Origin of the sequence: Bacillus sp. 7894-2, assembly GCF_002272225.1 — a bacterium.
Lineage (GTDB): Bacteria > Bacillota > Bacilli > Bacillales > Cytobacillaceae > Cytobacillus.
The window spans coordinates 1-16,598 of sequence record NZ_NPDG01000022.1 but is presented as its reverse complement, the minus strand read 5'-3'; the positions used below and the strand labels follow the sequence as shown (position 1 = coordinate 16,598).

17 protein-coding genes are annotated in these 16,598 nt (G+C 46.2%); 5 read left to right on the top strand and 12 right to left on the bottom strand.

All coding sequences use genetic code 11. The annotated features are described in order from the left end of the window. Positions 1 to 60 precede the first annotated feature (60 nt). From argS to speE, 4 genes are all read right to left on the bottom strand, one after another. Positions 61 to 1,728 carry an arginine--tRNA ligase gene (gene argS, locus CHI10_RS04820; RefSeq protein WP_095243191.1) on the bottom strand — a complete coding sequence of 556 codons (1,668 nt, stop codon included), beginning with the start codon at positions 1,726 to 1,728 and terminating at the stop codon, positions 61 to 63. Continuing rightward, positions 1,715 to 2,167, bottom strand: a complete 453-nt coding sequence (locus CHI10_RS04815; protein WP_179288955.1) for a YwiB family protein — start codon at positions 2,165 to 2,167, stop codon at positions 1,715 to 1,717. Before CHI10_RS04815 ends, argS begins: the two co-directional genes overlap by 14 nt. A gap of 129 nt (positions 2,168 to 2,296) precedes the next feature. Then, on the bottom strand, positions 2,297 to 3,169 hold the full coding sequence (gene speB, locus CHI10_RS04810) for an agmatinase (protein ID WP_095243200.1): 873 nt from the start codon (positions 3,167 to 3,169) through the stop codon (positions 2,297 to 2,299). A 60-nt stretch (positions 3,170 to 3,229) separates the two neighbouring features. Beyond that, on the bottom strand, positions 3,230 to 4,057 hold the full coding sequence (speE, locus tag CHI10_RS04805) for a spermidine synthase (RefSeq protein WP_095243190.1): 828 nt from the start codon (positions 4,055 to 4,057) through the stop codon (positions 3,230 to 3,232). Between the two features lie 259 nt (positions 4,058 to 4,316). Between speE and CHI10_RS04800 the strand changes: the two genes are divergently transcribed. Continuing rightward, complete coding sequence (locus CHI10_RS04800; protein ID WP_095243189.1) at positions 4,317 to 6,380, top strand: transglycosylase domain-containing protein; 2,064 nt, start codon at positions 4,317 to 4,319, stop codon at positions 6,378 to 6,380. Between the two features lie 223 nt (positions 6,381 to 6,603). Here the strand turns inward: CHI10_RS04800 and CHI10_RS04795 are convergent, their stop codons facing one another. Continuing rightward, positions 6,604 to 7,116: a YwhD family protein gene (locus CHI10_RS04795; RefSeq protein WP_095243188.1), complete on the bottom strand. Its 513-nt coding sequence runs from the start codon at positions 7,114 to 7,116 to the stop codon at positions 6,604 to 6,606. A gap of 37 nt (positions 7,117 to 7,153) precedes the next feature. Further along, positions 7,154 to 7,813, bottom strand: a complete 660-nt coding sequence (locus CHI10_RS04790) for a site-2 protease family protein (RefSeq protein ID WP_095243187.1) — start codon at positions 7,811 to 7,813, stop codon at positions 7,154 to 7,156. A gap of 184 nt (positions 7,814 to 7,997) precedes the next feature. Between CHI10_RS04790 and CHI10_RS04785 the strand changes: the two genes are divergently transcribed. Beyond that, positions 7,998 to 8,183, top strand: coding sequence for a 2-hydroxymuconate tautomerase (locus CHI10_RS04785; protein ID WP_095243186.1), 186 nt, complete (start codon positions 7,998 to 8,000; stop codon positions 8,181 to 8,183). A gap of 115 nt (positions 8,184 to 8,298) precedes the next feature. On the opposite strand, the gene CHI10_RS04780 is transcribed toward CHI10_RS04785, so the two are convergent. From CHI10_RS04780 to CHI10_RS04770, 3 genes are all read right to left on the bottom strand, one after another. Further along, entirely contained in the window at positions 8,299 to 8,808 is a 510-nt protein-coding gene (locus tag CHI10_RS04780; RefSeq protein ID WP_095243185.1) for a YwgA family protein, read from the bottom strand. Positions 8,809 to 8,849: 41 nt separating this feature from the next. Continuing rightward, positions 8,850 to 10,151 (bottom strand): HD domain-containing protein, encoded by a 1,302-nt coding sequence (locus tag CHI10_RS04775; RefSeq protein ID WP_048009459.1) that lies wholly within the window; start codon positions 10,149 to 10,151, stop codon positions 8,850 to 8,852. Between the two features lie 282 nt (positions 10,152 to 10,433). Next, positions 10,434 to 10,658, bottom strand: a complete 225-nt coding sequence (locus tag CHI10_RS04770) for a YuzB family protein (protein WP_048009460.1) — start codon at positions 10,656 to 10,658, stop codon at positions 10,434 to 10,436. A 358-nt stretch (positions 10,659 to 11,016) separates the two neighbouring features. Here CHI10_RS04770 and CHI10_RS04765 point away from each other — a divergent pair, with 358 nt between their 5' ends. Next, positions 11,017 to 11,769: an RsfA family transcriptional regulator gene (locus tag CHI10_RS04765; RefSeq protein ID WP_095243184.1), complete on the top strand. Its 753-nt coding sequence runs from the start codon at positions 11,017 to 11,019 to the stop codon at positions 11,767 to 11,769. Positions 11,770 to 12,239: 470 nt separating this feature from the next. Here CHI10_RS04765 and lipL read toward each other — a convergent pair whose 3' ends face one another. Next, positions 12,240 to 13,082, bottom strand: coding sequence for an octanoyl-[GcvH]:protein N-octanoyltransferase (gene lipL, locus CHI10_RS04760; protein WP_095243183.1), 843 nt, complete (start codon positions 13,080 to 13,082; stop codon positions 12,240 to 12,242). A gap of 216 nt (positions 13,083 to 13,298) precedes the next feature. After that, positions 13,299 to 14,276, bottom strand: coding sequence for a phosphate acetyltransferase (gene pta, locus CHI10_RS04755; RefSeq protein WP_095243182.1), 978 nt, complete (start codon positions 14,274 to 14,276; stop codon positions 13,299 to 13,301). A 388-nt stretch (positions 14,277 to 14,664) separates the two neighbouring features. Between pta and hemQ the strand changes: the two genes are divergently transcribed. Next, on the top strand, positions 14,665 to 15,408 hold the full coding sequence (gene hemQ / locus CHI10_RS04750; protein WP_095243181.1) for a hydrogen peroxide-dependent heme synthase: 744 nt from the start codon (positions 14,665 to 14,667) through the stop codon (positions 15,406 to 15,408). Between the two features lie 252 nt (positions 15,409 to 15,660). Continuing rightward, the gene (gerQ, locus tag CHI10_RS04745) at positions 15,661 to 16,098 is read left to right on the top strand and encodes a spore coat protein GerQ (RefSeq protein ID WP_370460309.1); all 438 of its coding nucleotides are present in this window, start codon (positions 15,661 to 15,663) and stop codon (positions 16,096 to 16,098) included. A 97-nt stretch (positions 16,099 to 16,195) separates the two neighbouring features. Here the strand turns inward: gerQ and CHI10_RS04740 are convergent, their stop codons facing one another. Then, the gene (locus tag CHI10_RS04740; protein WP_095243179.1) at positions 16,196 to 16,567 is read right to left on the bottom strand and encodes a DUF423 domain-containing protein; all 372 of its coding nucleotides are present in this window, start codon (positions 16,565 to 16,567) and stop codon (positions 16,196 to 16,198) included. Positions 16,568 to 16,598 lie beyond the last annotated feature (31 nt).

The window sequence follows — 16,598 nt, the reverse complement described above, 5'->3', positions numbered from 1 at the left end:
TTCCCCTTTTTCGTCTAAAACATGAAAAAAGCCGGCACCAATAAGTGCCAGCTTCCATCATTACATTTTTTCCGGAGCAGATACGCCGATTAATTTCAGTGAGTTCTTCAAAGTAGTCTGAACCGTTTTGATCAGTGCCAGACGGGCTTTCGTTCTTTCCGGATTTTCCGCATCCAATACTTTTTCTGCATTGTAGAAGCTGTGGAAAGATGAAGCCAGTTCATAAATATAGTTCGTAATTCTGTGCGGCATGCGCTTTTGCGCTGCTTCGCCGACAGCCTGCGGGAATTCGCCGATCTTCTTCAGAACGTCGATTTCCTTTTCCGCAGAAATCAGGGAATAATCTGCCGCTTCTGCAGACATGCCCTGTTCCTCACCCTGGCGCAGGATGCTGGAAATACGCGCGTGTGCATACTGTGCATAGTAAACAGGGTTTTCATTGGATTGGGATACAGCCAGATCAAGGTCGAAATCAAGATGTGTATCCGCACTTCTCATCGCGAAGAAATAGCGTGTTGCGTCCAGTCCTACTTCTTCTACAAGGTCACGCATTGTTACCGCTTTGCCGGTACGTTTGCTCATCTTCATTTTTTCGCCGTTTTTATACAGATGTACAAGCTGGATGATCTCGACTTCAAGTGCATCACGGTCATAGCCAAGCGCCTGGATGGCCGCCTTCATGCGCGGAATGTAGCCATGGTGGTCAGCGCCCCAAATGTTGATCAGCTTTTCAAAGCCTCTTTCAAGCTTGTCTTTATGGTAAGCGATATCTGGAGTCAGATACGTGTAAGAGCCGTCATTTTTAATGAGGACACGGTCTTTGTCATCACCGAAAGTGGTGGAACGGAACCATGTAGCGCCCTCTTCCTCGTATATGTGGCCGTTATCCTTTAATGCCTGAAGGGCTGTGTCAATTTTGCCATTATGGTAAAGGGATGTTTCCGAGTACCAGACATCGAATGGAACGCGGAAATCTTCAAGATCCTGCTTCAGCTTCGCCATTTCATATTTCAGGCCGTAGTCACGGAAAAAGTCAAAACGCTCTTTTTCATCTGCATTTACATATTTATCGCCGTGCTCCTCAGCGAGCTTTTTGCCGATGCCGATGATATCTTCGCCATGGTATCCGTCAGCAGGCATTTCTTTATCCAGGCCAAGAGCCTGGAAATAGCGGGCTTCAACCGATAGAGCCAGATTGTTGATCTGGTTGCCGGCATCATTGATATAGTACTCACGGGACACATCGTAGCCGGCTTTGTCTAAAATGTTGCATAAGGAGTCGCCAACAGCTGCGCCGCGGGCATGTCCAAGATGCAGGTCCCCTGTCGGGTTAGCGGAAACAAACTCCACCTGGATCTTCTGATTGTTGCCAACTGTTGTTTCTCCGTACTGATCTCCTGCTTCCAGAACGGCCGGAATCAGATCAGTCAGATATGAGTTATTCATGTAAAAATTGATAAAGCCAGGTCCGGCGATTTCAATTTTTTCGATGGAAGCTTTTGAGCTGTCAAAAGAAGCAATAAGCTCTTCTGCAATCATTCTTGGCGCCTTTTTTGCCACTCGCGCCAGCTGCATTGCCATATTCGTGGAATAATCGCCATGCGACTTTTCCTTCGGGATTTCAAGTATCACATCGGGAATCTGCTCTTCCGCTGCCAAACCGGCTTTCACAACCGCATCCTTAATTTCCTGCTTTAATTTGCCTTGCACCTGTTCAACTATGTTCATTGTTCTCCTCCTCAAACGTAATCGCCAAATGGTATGTACCTGCCTGGGATCCTTGCATTTTCAGGTCGTATAAAATATCAATCGAACCTTTGCCGGATTCGCCATCATATTGATGGACCATCCGCTTGGTCACCGTACCCATCTCAAACACTCCGTACGGCGTCTCGTAGCTTCCGCGGAGCTTTTTATTCATTTTAAAAGGGAGCCTCATTTTCACGGCGCCGCTTCGTAAAATCAGCCCGTCTGCATCGGACATTTTTATAATCGTCTTTACTGTTCCCTGTTCCATCACTTCGTCATACTGAAGGAAACGGGCGGAATCTTTTATATAGTATCGGCCAAAAGCAGTCAATTCAAAAGTCTCTTTGCTGCCTCCACTGCGAATATCTGTCTTCACATTAATCTTCACAGGCATTTGTTCCGCTGAGCGACTGGACAACGGCAACACATCCTTTTCATCAATATAACTATATAAGTATAAATATTTGATGGGGAAAGTGCAAGAAGGTGACAGGTACCGCCCGAAATTTGTCGAATAAAAAAACGGAGACCTATGTCCCCGTTTCTTTTACTTAACCCATCCAAGAATCATTTCCCGAATCAGTTTGCTCGCTGTATTGGCCGTTTGTTCAGATGGGTCATAGATTGGCGCGACCTCGACAAGGTCAGCTCCCACAACGTTTACATCTGAATGGGCAATTTCATGAATAGAAGCAAGAAGCTCTCTTGATGTGATGCCGCCTGCGTCCACTGTTCCAGTACCCGGCGCATGGGCAGGGTCTAAAACATCAATATCAATTGTTACATAGACCGGACGTCCGGCAAGCTTAGGCAGAATCTCTTTCAATGGCTGGTGCACTTCGAATTTCGAGATGTGCATGCCGACTTCCTTCGCCCACTGGAATTCTTCTTTCATGCCGGAACGGATGCCAAAAGAATAGACATTGCCTGGCCCAATCAGGTCAGCTGCTTTGCGGATTGGTGTTGAGTGGGATAATGGCTCCCCTTCATAATCCTCGCGCAGATCTGTATGGGCATCCATGTGGATAATCGCCAGATCCGGATATTTTTTGTACATCGCTTTGATGACAGGCCAGGAAACGAGATGCTCTCCTCCCATGCCTAGCGGGAATTTACCCTCAGCCAGAAGCTGATCGATAAACTCTTCAATCATATCGATGCTTTTCTGCGGATTTCCGAATGGCAGTGGAATATCGCCGGCATCATAATATTTTACCTCTTCAAGCTCACGGTCCAAGTATGGGCTGTACTCTTCAAGCCCGATAGACACCTCGCGGATACGGGCAGGGCCGAAACGGGATCCCGGACGATAGCTGACCGTCCAGTCCATCGGCATGCCATAAATGACTGCTTCACTTTCTTCATAACTAGGATGGCTTTTAATAAACACATTGCCTGAATAGGCTTCATCAAAACGCACCAAGGTCATCCCTCACTTTTTCTGTATTCAGGAAGGCTGCTCTGAGTAGCAGCCTGTCCATTACTTCACTAAGTCTGCAACAAATTTAGGCAACACAAATGCCGCTTTATGCAATTCTTTTGTGTAGTATTTTGTTTCGATCTCATGGAAGCGCTCCTCGCTTACTTCTAATGGATCGTATTTTTTAGAGCCGATTGTGAACGCCCACATCCCGCTTGGGTACGTAGGAATGTTGGCAGTGTAAAGACGTGTGATCGGGAAAATTTCTTTCACATCGCGCTGCACGTTGCGGATAAGGTCCGCTTTGAACCACGGGTTGTCAGACTGGGCCACGAAGATGCCGTCTTCTTTAAGAGCTTTAGAGATCCCAGCGTAGAAGCCCTTAGTGAATAGGTTTACCGCAGGTCCTACCGGCTCAGTTGAGTCTACCATGATTACATCATACTCATTTTCGCTTTCAGCAATGTGCATGAAGCCATCGCCCACCTGTACATCTACGCGCGGGTCATCAAGCTTGCCTGCAATCTCAGGAAGGAATTTCTTTGAGTACTCAATTACCTTACCGTCGATATCTACAAGAGTCGCCTTTTTCACGCTTGGGTGCTTAAGGACTTCACGGATAACGCCTCCGTCCCCGCCGCCTACTACAAGAACGTTTTCAGGGTTTGGATGTGTGAACAAAGGAATGTGCGCAACCATCTCATGGTACACAAACTCATCCTTGATTGAAGTCATAACCATGTCGTCAAGAAGCAGCATATTGCCCCACTCTTCTGTTTCCACCATATCAAGCTTCTGGAATTCTGTCTGTTCTGTATGTAAAGTACGCTTCACCTTCATCGTAATGCCAAAGTTCTCTGTTTGTTTCTCTGTAAACCAAAGTCCCATTCTTTAATCATTCCTTCCATAAAAAAAATGAATTATCACTAAAGAGCAGCAAAAAGCATTTTCATCTTTTATACTTCCCTAACATGTAAATAACAAACACAGAAAAAGTATAGATGAATCTAGCAAAATTGCAAGAAAAATTTCGCTTTTTAATAGAGAAGATGTTTAAAATCGGACTGTTTTTTCAATACTAAGGATATGTACTTATGCTTATTTTATTTTTCGCATTGCACTTAGAAAGATTCAGGGGGTGCCACACTTGGAATTAATGACCGATCAGCGATTCAGAAAAACAATGAAATATTTGCGTGCATTTCTCATTATTAGCTTAATAGGAATGGCTTTAGCTGCTGTAATGATTGGGGGCATTCTGGTATATGCCAAAATCCTGGGACCGCCGCCGCTCGCTGTTCCGCAGTCGACTTTATTTTTCTCTGAAGATGGCACGGTGATCGGAGAAAGCCACAACGGGCAAAAGCGCTACTGGGCACCTCTTGATGACATCAGCCCGCATCTGGTTGATGCGACGGTTTCGATTGAGGATAAAAATTTCTTCGATCACAATGGCTTTGATTATAAAAGAATTGCCGGTGCCGCTCTCGCTGACCTCAAAGCAATGGCTAAGGTTCAGGGGGCCAGCACCATCAGCCAGCAGTATGCCCGCAACCTGTTTCTCGAGCACGAAAAAACCTGGAAGCGGAAGCTGCTTGAAGCTTTTTATACCATCAGGCTTGAGATGAATTATACGAAGAAGGAAATCCTTGAAGGCTATTTAAATACGATTTACTACGGCAACGGGGCTTATGGAGCACAGGCAGCTAGCCATTTTTATTTCGGGAAGGATGCCAAAGAGCTTACATTGGCTGAGGCGTCCATTTTATCCGGAATCCCTAAGGGTCCTGGCATTTATTCGCCATTTGCATCAGCGGAAAAAGCAGAACAGCGGCAGAGGGTGATTCTGCAGACGATGGTGAAAAACGGGATGGTCAGCCAAAAGGAGGCAGATCTTGCTGCGGCTGAGGAGCTTGATCTTGTCGGGGAGCATATGCACCCCCGGGCGAAAACAGCCCCCTATTTCCAGGATGCGGTCCGCAATGCTTTAAAAACGCAGCTGAAGCTGGATGATCGGACCATTGAATTAGGCGGATTAAAGGTTTATACCACTTTGGATCTGAAGGAACAGGAAATCGCGGAAGAAACAGTGGATAAGATGATTTCAAAAGACTCGGAGATTCAGGTCGGGGTTGTGGCCATGAATCCGAAGAACGGATATGTGAAAGCGATGGTCGGCGGCCGGGATTATGAGGAGAGTCCCTTTAATCGGGCAGTCCAGGCCGTCAGGCAGCCGGGATCGACGATCAAGCCGCTGCTTTATTACGCAGCATTGGAGCAGGGATTCACCCCTTCCACCCCCATCCGAAGCGAGCAGACGACGTTCCGCTTTGAAGACGGCACACCGGACTACACACCGCATAACTTCAACAGCAAATATGCGGATGACGAGATCACAATGGCCCAAGCCCTGGCTTTATCTGATAATGTGTATGCAGTGAAGACCCATTTATTTTTAGGAGAAGACACGCTTGTCAATACAGCCAAGAAATTTGGCATCACTTCTAAAATGGCGAAGGTTCCTTCTCTGGCACTCGGCACATCGGGTATGAGAGTCATTGAGCTGGCGAACGCCTACAGCATGTTTGCCAACGGCGGGAAAAAGATATCACCGGTGCTGATTAAGCGCGTGGAAAATCATAAAGGCGAAGTCATCTATGAGCAGGAGCCGTTCCAGATGAAGGTTCTGAAGCCGGATCTCGCCTTCGTCATGACTCATATGATGACGGGAATCTTTGACCGGAAGCTGAACGGCTATGCCCAGGTAACGGGAAGCACCGTTATCAATGATATGACCCGCCCGTACGCCGGCAAGTCGGGCTCAACCGAAACGGACAGCTGGATGGCCGGCTTTACACCGCAGCTGGTTACCGCAGTATGGACCGGCTATGACAAAGGCCAGGTTATTACAAAAACCGTTGAAAAAACGTATGCCAAAAACATTTGGATCCGGTTCATGGAACAAGCCCATAAAGGGAAGCCAGCCAAGGAATTCAAAGCCCCTAAAGGCACAGCCGGCGTCTACATCGACCCCGCAAACGGAAAAATAGCCGGGGAAAACTGCCCCGTCAAGCGCCTTACCTACTTTGCAGAAGGTACAGAACCTGCGGAATACTGTACAGACCACCTGAACCACAAAAAAGAAGAAAAGTCAGAGCAGCCTGAAACGAAGCCGGAGACACCTTGGTATAAGAAGTTGTTCCGTTGGTGACAGGTACCTATACCACTTCACTCAACTGGTATAGGTACCTGTCACCTTAATAAATATAAAATGAAAAACCCCGGGGTCCGAATCCCGGGGTTTTTCGTGTCCTAGTGCTATACTGTGCCTTCACACTGTTAATTAGTTTACTTTTTTTACGGGAATTGTACAAGTAGTTAGAAAATCACGTCAAAAAAATGTCACAATTTCGTCACAAAATTAGACTTTTTTTCTAAATGGCTTGTAAATCTGTTTTTAGCTGTTCCGCCGATCTTTCCCACATGCCAGCATCATGGTTTTTCAGGAAATCGACCAGCACTTTTTTGGATTTTTCGTCCATATGATCCACAATGATATGTCTTTTAATTGATTTATCCATGCGGTTCACATGCTCGGGAAGCGATTTGTAGCCCCGGCGAATCTCCCTGTCGACCGTCATTTCGCAGGCCGTAACGCCTGCATAGTAGGCGCCTCCCTCTTTGCGGTCAATGGTAATCCAAATCAGCCAGTACGGCTTTCCGTTGGGCACTTCCTCTTTGCTTTTCAAAAACTTGATGCCTTTTTCCACTGGACTGCGCGCATGCATGGCACCCACTTCAATAGACGCCTCCGCGGCATCCACATCAATAATGACCGGTGTCACATTATCAAGGCTAAGAGTCCCTACCCCGAATCCGCCATGCCCATCAGTCGGGTCGCTCTTGATAATATTAAAATCGACTTTCTTTTTCTTTTTTTCTTCCATCTTCACGTCCTCCTATCCAAGTACTGTGTTCTTATTATTATGTCATAAATAATTCATAGAAAAAATCATTTAGGCCGCTCGCCAAAACCGGCAATACGGTGTTAAAAATCGGCTGGATGGTGTATTGATCCAGCGGTGTAATGACAAGGATCAGAAAAATAACGGAGCCGTATGCCTCAAACCGGGTCATTTTCGGGCGAATATGGGCCGGTGCCAAATCCTCGATAATTCTGTAGCCATCGAGCGGCGGAAACGGCAGCAGGTTGAATACAAACAGCACTAAATTCAGCTGAATAAAGATATTCAGGAAATCTGCCACAAACGCTGGGAATGAAGCTGCGAGCCCTGTTCCGGCAAGGGCATACCAGATGAAAAAGCCCAGAACAGCCATCACCAGATTGGATATCGGCCCTGCAATGGAGACCGAGATCCCGGCAAGCTTCGGATTTTTGAAAAAGAAGCGGTTGACCGGTACAGGCCTGGCCCATCCGAAACCGGCAATAAAAATCAGGATCGTCCCAATCGGATCCAAATGCTGCATGGGATTTAACGTTAACCTTCCCTGATTTTTTGCAGTGGGATCGCCAAACTTATAAGCCATATAGGCGTGGGCAAATTCATGAACCGTAAAGGCAATCATCAATGTTACCGCCACATAGGGAATCTCCCTGAGAGAAAACGCCAAAAATTGTTCCAAAAGCCAAAACTCCCTCTCCTGCCGGCTAAAAAAGCCAGGCTTTATTTATACATACTATGTAGGAAAAGCCGCTGCTATTTACCTAAAAGTATACATGAACGCCTGGTCAAAGGGAATCAGGCTTGCACATTGCAGGAAAAAGTGGAAAAATACAAACAAGCATACATAATGAGGAGGAAAAGAAATGCCATACGTAACCGTGAAAATGCTTGAAGGCCGTACGGAGGAACAGAAAAAAGCGCTCGCTGAAAAAGTAACAGCGGCCGTCAGCGAAACAACTGGAGCACCAGAAGACAAAATCGTCGTATTTATCGAGGAAATGCCCAAAAATCACTATGCTGTCGGCGGTAAACGCTTAAGCGACCAGTAGAATTGCGTAAAAGAGGCAGTTTCCTATAACGGAGACTGCTTTTTTCTATGGGTTTTTGCATAATGAGCGGCTTTATTTGCGGATAGCCTTTTCAGCAAAAAACAAAGCCGGGCGCTCAATGCAGCCCGGCTTTTTCTCTTAAGCTTTCAATATATTGATACGCCTGTTCCACTTCTTCATCCGTGTAGCGCTGTTTGCTTTTCAGGGTAAAGACTTTTTCTTTCACTTCTTCTTTTGGCAGGTCATTGAAATAAAGGACCGTTGAGACGAGTTCAAGGAATCTGGCATTCTGGCCGTTCATGTCGAGCAGGCAGTCCTGGAGGCTCGGCATCTCGACTGTGTTGATGCCTAAAAATTCCTTGCCGGTTTCAGTGAGCGTGTACCGATACTGATAGTAGCCGCCCTTTTTTTCCTTAACTTCGTTTAAGAATCCCATGTTGCAGAGCTCTTCGACCCTTAGTGTCAATTCTTCCGAATATGGCCCGTAAAAGTGAAATTGAAATCTTTCCTGAAAGGGAAATGCGATGTTTTTGGCGATATAAATCATTTTCTGCAGCTTTTTCCGTCCCACGATTTCTTCAGAGACTGCAATGGCGTGCATTAGTTTGGCGTGATCCTTTAACAAAGCTCTTCATCTCCTACTCCGTTTTTTCCCGTATCTATGTTTTAGTCGATTTCCAGCAGCATTTTAATCTGCTTTTTAATGTTTGGTTTTTTGCTGTCGTCTGCAATAAAATCAGCCGGAAAGTACAGCTTATGATCTGTTCGGCGTTTCCCTGAAATGGCATCTACGATCTCTGATTCACGGGAAAGCTCGCGGATATCCCCATTTTTCAGCAGCAGATGAATCGGCAGTCTTTCTTCTTCCTCGCCCGGACGGTAAAAATCATAAGGCAAATCTGATGAAGAATCGACGACCAGATAATATTCAGGATCCATGCCTGCCTTTTTAAACAATGCCGACAGCTCTGCCAGCTTCTTGTATTCTTTCGCCGGGTCGAATTCAACATATTTATATAAATTCCTGTCCATAAAGCGGCAGCAGAGATCCTTCAGAATCGGATCTTCTTCCTCCTGCCACATCTGAAAATAATAAAGAATAATAGCTTCATCAAGCTTTATATAATCCTCAAGAGTGATTTCCCCATTGAATAAAGAATAAAAATGGATTGGATCATATTTAAATTTGTATTTCTGTTCATGCAGATCTTTTGCGCGATGCAGGATCTTCGTCAGGATGACCTCTGCACTGCGGGTAACCGGGTGGAAATACACCTGCCAATACATCTGGTAGCGGCTCATTATGTAATCCTCAACAGCATGCATCCCGCTCTGCTTAATCACGACCTGGTCTTCCCGCGGTCTCATGACACGCAGAATCCGCTCCATATCAAAATGGCCATAACTGACACCGGTAAAATAAGCGTCCCGCTGCAGATAATCCATCCGGTCCGCATCAATCTGGCTGGAAATCAGGCTGACGACCAGCTTATTTTTAGACGTTTTGGCAATCACATCCGCCACTTTCTGCGGAAAATCGGCACTTACCCTTGTAAGCACATGATGGACCTCGGTGTCTCCGAGAATGATCGCCCTCGTATAATGCTCATGATCCAGGTCGAATACTTTTTCAAAAGAGTGCGAGAACGGACCGTGCCCCAAATCGTGGAGAAGTGCCGCGCATAAAGTCAGGATGCGGTCTTCTTCATCCCATTCCGGCCTTCCCAAAAAGACATCATCGGAAATGCGGCGCACAATCTCGTAAACTCCGAGCGAGTGATTAAAGCGGCTGTGCTCAGCACCATGGAAGGTTAAATAAGTTGTCCCGAGCTGCTTAATTCTTCTGAGGCGCTGGAACTCTTTTGTCCCGATTAAATCCCAGATGACTCTGTCCCTGACGTGTATGTACCGATGAACAGGATCTTTGAATACTTTTTCCTCATTTAACTTTTCCGCTGAATATGCCATTCCGTACCCTCCGCTTTTCCTGTTTCCACGCAATCCGAGCTTGTTGTTCCCAATTTCTGGCGTATACCTATTATATCCCGATTAGGGTGTCAATTCATCACAAAATTCACCGTTTTTCATGGCAGTTCGACAGAAACCGCGATACAGCAATCATCTGGCCAAGAAATATTTTTCGACTTTTCTAAAAACAATATTGCCTCCTAAGTCTATTTACCAATCACGGCTAAATCATAAACTCAGGCAAAAAATAAAATCACCTCAGGACAGGAGTCAGGGTGATCTTTATTTTTTCAGCTTTTTATTAATTTTCTCCATCAATTCCTCTTCCGTCAGTGCGGCAAGGGGACGGTTATTGACGAAAGCAAATGTTTTTTTACGGCCTGGTCCGCAATAGGACTGGCAGCCGACATCAATTTTTGCTTCTGGATCTATTTCTTTTAATCGCGGTACCAATGTCTTCAGATTTACTGCCTGACAATCGTCGCAAACACGGAATTCGTTTGCCATCTTAGTACAACCCTTTCTGCGGTCAATCTTTTATATAGTCCCGGCGCTTTTTGCGCCTAAGTATCTTCTTCGTTAAAGCATGTCCGCTGCACGGCATTCCTATTCAAACTAATGGACTGCCCTGCCCAACTGCTACAGGCTATTTTAAAACTAATCGACTTTCATTGCAAGCTGTAATCATTAACTTGGGTGGTGAATCTTAGTAAACTTCACAAAACTGCCATACGTATCTAGCGAAAATAAAAATTTTTAAAATAATCTACTATCCTTTTAATCACCTTTGTATAAAACCTGCCAGGTTTGTCCATCCTTTAACTAAGGCAACAGCAAAAAGTAATAATTAGGGAGTTGAGGTTATATGAAAATACGTCAGGACGCTTGGACAGATGAAAACGATTTATTGCTGGCAGAGACCGTTTTACGGCATGTGAGGGAAGGCAGCACTCAGTTAAACGCATTTGAGGAAGTCGGAGACAAGCTGAACCGCACCTCAGCGGCATGCGGATTCCGCTGGAACGCTGTGGTGAGGCATCAATATGAAAAAGCGCTTGGGCTGGCCAAAAAACAGCGCAAGCAGAGACAAAGAATGCTAGGAAAGGATCAGGGCGGCAAAAAGAAACTCTTATACTCTCCGCCGGTTCCGACGATGCAGGAGGTCTCAGCAGCGCCAGTTCAGACAAATGCCATCGTACCGCCGTCACCGGCAGATTTTTACGAGGAGCGCACAGAGGATGAAGCGATTGTGCAGACAGAATCAGTCCCATCCTACACCTATTCAGAGCCGGTTTACACGGCACCTGCACAGCTGGATATGGATACCGTTATCGCATACTTGCAAACATTGAATCATTCGGGTATTCAGGTTGATATACTAAAGAATGAGAATGAAAGATTGAAGCGCGAAAATGCAGATCTCAGAAGCCAAAATGAAGAGCTTGAGAGTAAAATCGGCAAGCTGGAGCAGAATACCGTAACCATTCAGGAAGATTACGAGACACTGATGAAAATTATGAACAGAGCCCGCAATTTTGTTCTGTTTGATGAAGAAGAAAGGCCGGCATCCAAGTTTAAAATGGACCGCAACGGCAATTTGGAGAGAGTCGCGGAATAAGGAAAAGCGGAAGCGCCTTGCTCACGAAGGAACGCAGACTAAGTACGCCACGTCCTGTGGCAACGCCTGCATGACCCACATCCTCCCAAAAGCTGTCGCTTTTGGTCGTGCGATGTTTATGCTGACGGAGCCTTCCTTGTCCTGTGGGCCTCAAGCATAAGACGAGCCTCACGGTAAGGCGTTCTTTGCCTTGCTGGGAGGATTGCTCGAAAAGTGGAGGAGACTGCTCAGGGACGACAGGCATAAGGCGGTTCCTGTAAGAAGGGGTTTTTCCTTCTGAAAGGAACCGCCTTATGACCCCGAGTCCCTAGGAGCCGAAACTAGACAGGCTTATGACCTCGAGGGGGTAGGCGCTGGAGCTAGACAGTTATCAGAGTTCAAAATTTTCCCGGCATCCGGAGCAGGAGAAGCTGGCAGCAATGCCTTTCAAGGAGGGCCGCAGACCTGGAGTCTTGCGGCTCTTCTTTTATTTATTCGCTGCCAAGCACCTTCTCATTCCGCTCAATCACACGTCGATAATAGCCCTCAAACAGGCCTGCTTCCTCATTTGCCAGCTGCCCTGCATAAAGGCGGCCGGATTTCTTTTTCAAGGCCTGGAGAAAGCGGAGCATTACATCCTGAACCGTCAGCTCTGTCCCCAGCAATTCCGACAGTGATGCCATGACAGCTGGCTGAATTTCAGGGTATTCGAATTTCGTCAGTTCCTCTTTTTTAGCAAGAGAATAGAATTTGCCAATCAGATCGGCCCGCTCACTTCCGCTGCCATCCACACACAGATAGATTTGCACAGCCACGCCATTGCGGAGGCGCCTCTGCGAGATGCCTGCAAACTTCTGTCCCCCGATGCTTAAATCATAGCTTCCCGGGCAATAGGAGCCGACAATTTCACGGGCTTCTATTTCCTTATGAAAATCGGAAAACATTTCCTGAATGAGGAGCCACATCGCATCATAGCCGCGGTTGATATCAATTCCCTTTTCCCTTTCAGGAAAAATCAGCGAAATATTCAGGACCCCCTGATCCAGGACAACTGCCAGGCCGCCGGAGTTTCGGACGATCACTTCAAACCCCTGGCTTCTTAGAAAGTGAATGCCTTCATTCAGAAAAGGAAGCTTCGTATCCTGTATGCCAAGCACGATTGTATTATGATGCACCCATGTCCTCGCAGTGGCAGGCGCCGCGCCGGCGCCGACAGAAGCACAGAGCGTATCATCCATTCCAAATGAGTGCAGGGCATTTAAGTGGATTCCCGCAGCAGACTGGTCAATGACCCGCCATTCTTCCTGAAAAAGCAAATCTTGTTGCGAATTCATCTTTATTTGATCCCCTTTTGCCGATAATATCAGGTAACCGGCAGAATTTATCTATTGTAATCGCAGTATCAATTAGATTAATGGCCTAAACTGCAGCTTTATCGTTTAATGATCATTTTTATCGGCCATATTCGAACCTTTACCGGCCAATGGCCATATCCAGATACATTATAGCAAAAAAGCCAGTCACAAGGGACCGGCTTCTCAAATGCTGTATTATTGATTTAAGGCCTGAGCTGCTGTAATTAAAGCAAGCTTATAGACATCTTCCTCGTTGCAGCCGCGGGACAGATCATTAACCGGGCGGTTCAGGCCTTGAAGGATTGGCCCCACTGCTTCGAAGTTTCCAAGGCGCTGGGCAATTTTGTAGCCGATGTTGCCGGCTTCCAGGCTAGGGAATACAAATACATTCGCATCACCCTGGATTGGTGAATCCGGAGCTTTTTTCTCAGCTACAGATGGAACAAATGCCGCATCAAATTGGAATTCCCCATCGATGATCAATAGCGGATCACGAATCTTAGCTGCTTCAAGTGCTGCCGAAACCTTATCCGTTTCCGAAGACTTGGCTGAGCCCTTTGTCGAGAAGCTAAGCATTGCTACACGCGGTTCGATATCGAACATTCTGGCTGTCTTGGCGCTTTCAATCGCAATTTCCGCCAGGTCCTGACTGTCAGGCGAGATGTTGATGGCACAGTCGGCGAAAACATATCTCTCATCGTCACGGACCATGATGAAGACACCTGATGTTTTGCGCACGCCTTCTTTCGTTTTAATAATTTGAAGTGCCGGGCGCACCGTATCAGCTGTCGAATGCGCTGCACCGCTCACCAGGCCATCTGCTTTGTTCGCATAGACAAGCATAGTACCGAAATAGTTTTCATCCAGAAGGATCCGGCGTGCATCTTCTTCTGTCGCTTTTCCTTTGCGTCTTTCAACAAATGCAGCCACAAGCTCATCCATCATTAAAAAGCTGCTTGGGTCATAAATCTCAGCTAAATCCAGGCTGATATCCATGTCTTTTGCTTTCGCTTCAATTTCGGCGATGTTTCCAATCAGGATCGGAGTGATGATTTTTTCCGCAGCCAATCTTCCGGCAGCCGCTAAAATACGCTCATCCTGTCCTTCCGGAAAAACGATTCGTAAATTCTGCCCTGTTACTTTTTCTTTCAATACTGTGAATAAGTCACTCATGCAAATTCCTCCTACGGCCATAATTTTTTCCGTTCAAATTAATAGAATTTCTCCTATATACTCCCTTAGAATACTCTTCATCCTAAGAATTTCAAGGAGTTCACCCGCTGATAGCGTTTCCAACTAAAATGTTTTTGTTTTCGGTAAATTTCCAATAATAAATAACCTTCTGCTGGCGCAGCTTCATACCTTTTTTAAGATATCCATAATGCACTCTTTGTAAACGGGTTTTAATGGTGGTGACAGGTACCTATACCAGTTAGGCGAACTGGTATAGGTACCTGTCACCAGCAGGAATTCCAACATTTCAAGTTTTGTACACATGTTAATTGGAGAAACTATGGTATAGTAGGGATGAGAATTTCAGTACATATTAGGAGTGATTATAATGAGTGAAGCAGCAGTAACGCTTGATGGCTGGTATTGTTTACATGACTTCCGCACAGTTGATTGGACAACTTGGAAAATGGTACCCAGCGAAGAGCGCCAGGCAGCGATCCACGAATTTATGGCCCTAGTGGACAAGTGGAACACAACACAAAGCGAGAAAAACGGCAGTCATGCCCTTTATACAATTGTCGGCCAAAAAGCTGATTTTATGATGATGATCTTAAGGCCTACTATGGAAGAGCTGAATGAAATTGAAAACGAATTCAACAAATCAAAATTAGCTGAATTCACGGTTCCGGTTCATTCATATGTGTCTGTTGTCGAGCTGAGCAACTATCTGCCGGCAGGAGAAGATCCATACCAGAATCCGCAGATCCTGGCTCGCCTTTACCCTGAGCTTCCAAAAGCGAAGCATGTCTGCTTCTATCCGATGGACAAGCGCCGCCAGGGCAATGACAACTGGTACATGCTTCCGATGGAAGACCGCCGCAATATGATGCGCAGCCACGGCATGATCGGCCGCCAGTATGCAGGCAAGGTAAAACAGATCATCACAGGCTCTGTCGGCTTCGATGATTACGAATGGGGCGTTACCCTTTTCTCTGACGATGTTCTTCAATTTAAAAAGCTTGTATATGAAATGCGCTTTGATGAAGTAAGTGCCCGCTACGGCGAATTCGGCTCTTTCTTCGTTGGAAACATCCTCGCAGAGGACAAAGTAGAACAGTTCCTTCACATATAAGGATGAAAGCTCCCGGCTTCGGCTGGGAGTTTTTCTTTTTCTTCCGGTTATAAAAAAACATGCCCCTACATAGTAATGAAATAGTGAGTTTCTATTTTAAATTCAACCCGCAGGACTGTCCGGCAGTCTACTCTCAAATACGCGGATAGAACATGCTGATTTTAATACTTAGGAGGGACTAAATTGAGTCAATCAAATTATGGTCAATACCCTTATTATGGTTACCAGCAGCGTTATAGCGACGGCACTCAAATGCCGCAGAACTTTCAGGCCCAGCCGCAGTTTCAGCCGGCACAGACAGGCGGAGCCATGCCAGGTGCGAGCTCGGGCGGAATGTTTCCAGGTGCAGCAGGCGCTGGCGGCGGAATGGGCGGCATGACAGCTTCTCCATCTGTTCCGGGAATGCTTCCGCTTGAACAATCCTATATCGAAAACATTCTTCGCCTGAACAAAGGAAAACTTGCGACTGTATATGCCACATTTGAGAACAACACGGAATGGAACGCCAAAATATTCAAAGGCCTCATTGAGGCGGCCGGACGTGATCACTTGATTCTGAGCGATCCTCAAACAGGCCAGCGCATCCTCCTTCCGATGATCTACTTAGACTATGTGACGTTTGATGAAGAGATCGAATATGAATATCCATTTGGCGGAGGACAGGGAATGTCGCAGTATTCGCCGAGATAACAGGAAATGCTTTGCTTCTGGCGGCTGAAAACGTCAGGACATTGCCATCTTCCGCAACAAAAAGGAGCTTTGACCCCAAGTCAAAGCTCCTTTCCTTTTATAAATATTTGACTGCCGCAATGATCACAAGCACCCAAGCCGCAAGGAATGAGACTCCTCCAAGCGGTGTGATGGCACCAAGCACGCTGATTTTCGTTAAAGTCAGCACATATAAGCTTCCTGAGAACAGGATGATGCCGATTACCATCAGCCAGCCTGACCACGATAATAAAGATGATGCCGGCAGCTTGCCAAGAAGAACGCCAATGATTAAAAGGCCTGTTGCATGGAACATCTGGTAGGTTACACCTGTTTGCCATGTCTCTAAATACTTCGGCTCCACTCTTCCTTCAAGTCCATGAGCTCCGAAAGCCCCTAATGCGACTGATAAAAAGGCATTAATTGCCCCAATGATAATAAATAGCTTCATAGTCCCCTGCACCTCTTATCTCTTTATTAAA

Excerpts from the sequence above, each read along its gene's own strand:
- argS (WP_095243191.1), bottom strand. The coding sequence starts at position 1,728 with ATGAACATAGTTGAACAGGTGCAAGGCAAATTAAAGCAGGAAATTAAG.
- speE (WP_095243190.1), bottom strand. The coding sequence starts at position 4,057 with ATGGGACTTTGGTTTACAGAGAAACAAACAGAGAACTTTGGCATTACG.
- CHI10_RS04795 (WP_095243188.1), bottom strand. The coding sequence starts at position 7,116 with ATGGAAGAAAAAAAGAAAAAGAAAGTCGATTTTAATATTATCAAGAGC.
- CHI10_RS04785 (WP_095243186.1), top strand. The coding sequence starts at position 7,998 with ATGCCATACGTAACCGTGAAAATGCTTGAAGGCCGTACGGAGGAACAG.
- CHI10_RS04775 (WP_048009459.1), bottom strand. The coding sequence starts at position 10,151 with ATGGCATATTCAGCGGAAAAGTTAAATGAGGAAAAAGTATTCAAAGAT.
- CHI10_RS04770 (WP_048009460.1), bottom strand. The coding sequence starts at position 10,658 with ATGGCAAACGAATTCCGTGTTTGCGACGATTGTCAGGCAGTAAATCTG.
- CHI10_RS04765 (WP_095243184.1), top strand. The coding sequence starts at position 11,017 with ATGAAAATACGTCAGGACGCTTGGACAGATGAAAACGATTTATTGCTG.
- lipL (WP_095243183.1), bottom strand. The coding sequence starts at position 13,082 with ATGAATTCGCAACAAGATTTGCTTTTTCAGGAAGAATGGCGGGTCATT.
- pta (WP_095243182.1), bottom strand. The coding sequence starts at position 14,276 with ATGAGTGACTTATTCACAGTATTGAAAGAAAAAGTAACAGGGCAGAAT.
- hemQ (WP_095243181.1), top strand. The coding sequence starts at position 14,665 with ATGAGTGAAGCAGCAGTAACGCTTGATGGCTGGTATTGTTTACATGAC.
- gerQ (WP_370460309.1), top strand. The coding sequence starts at position 15,661 with ATGCCGCAGAACTTTCAGGCCCAGCCGCAGTTTCAGCCGGCACAGACA.
- CHI10_RS04740 (WP_095243179.1), bottom strand. The coding sequence starts at position 16,567 with ATGAAGCTATTTATTATCATTGGGGCAATTAATGCCTTTTTATCAGTC.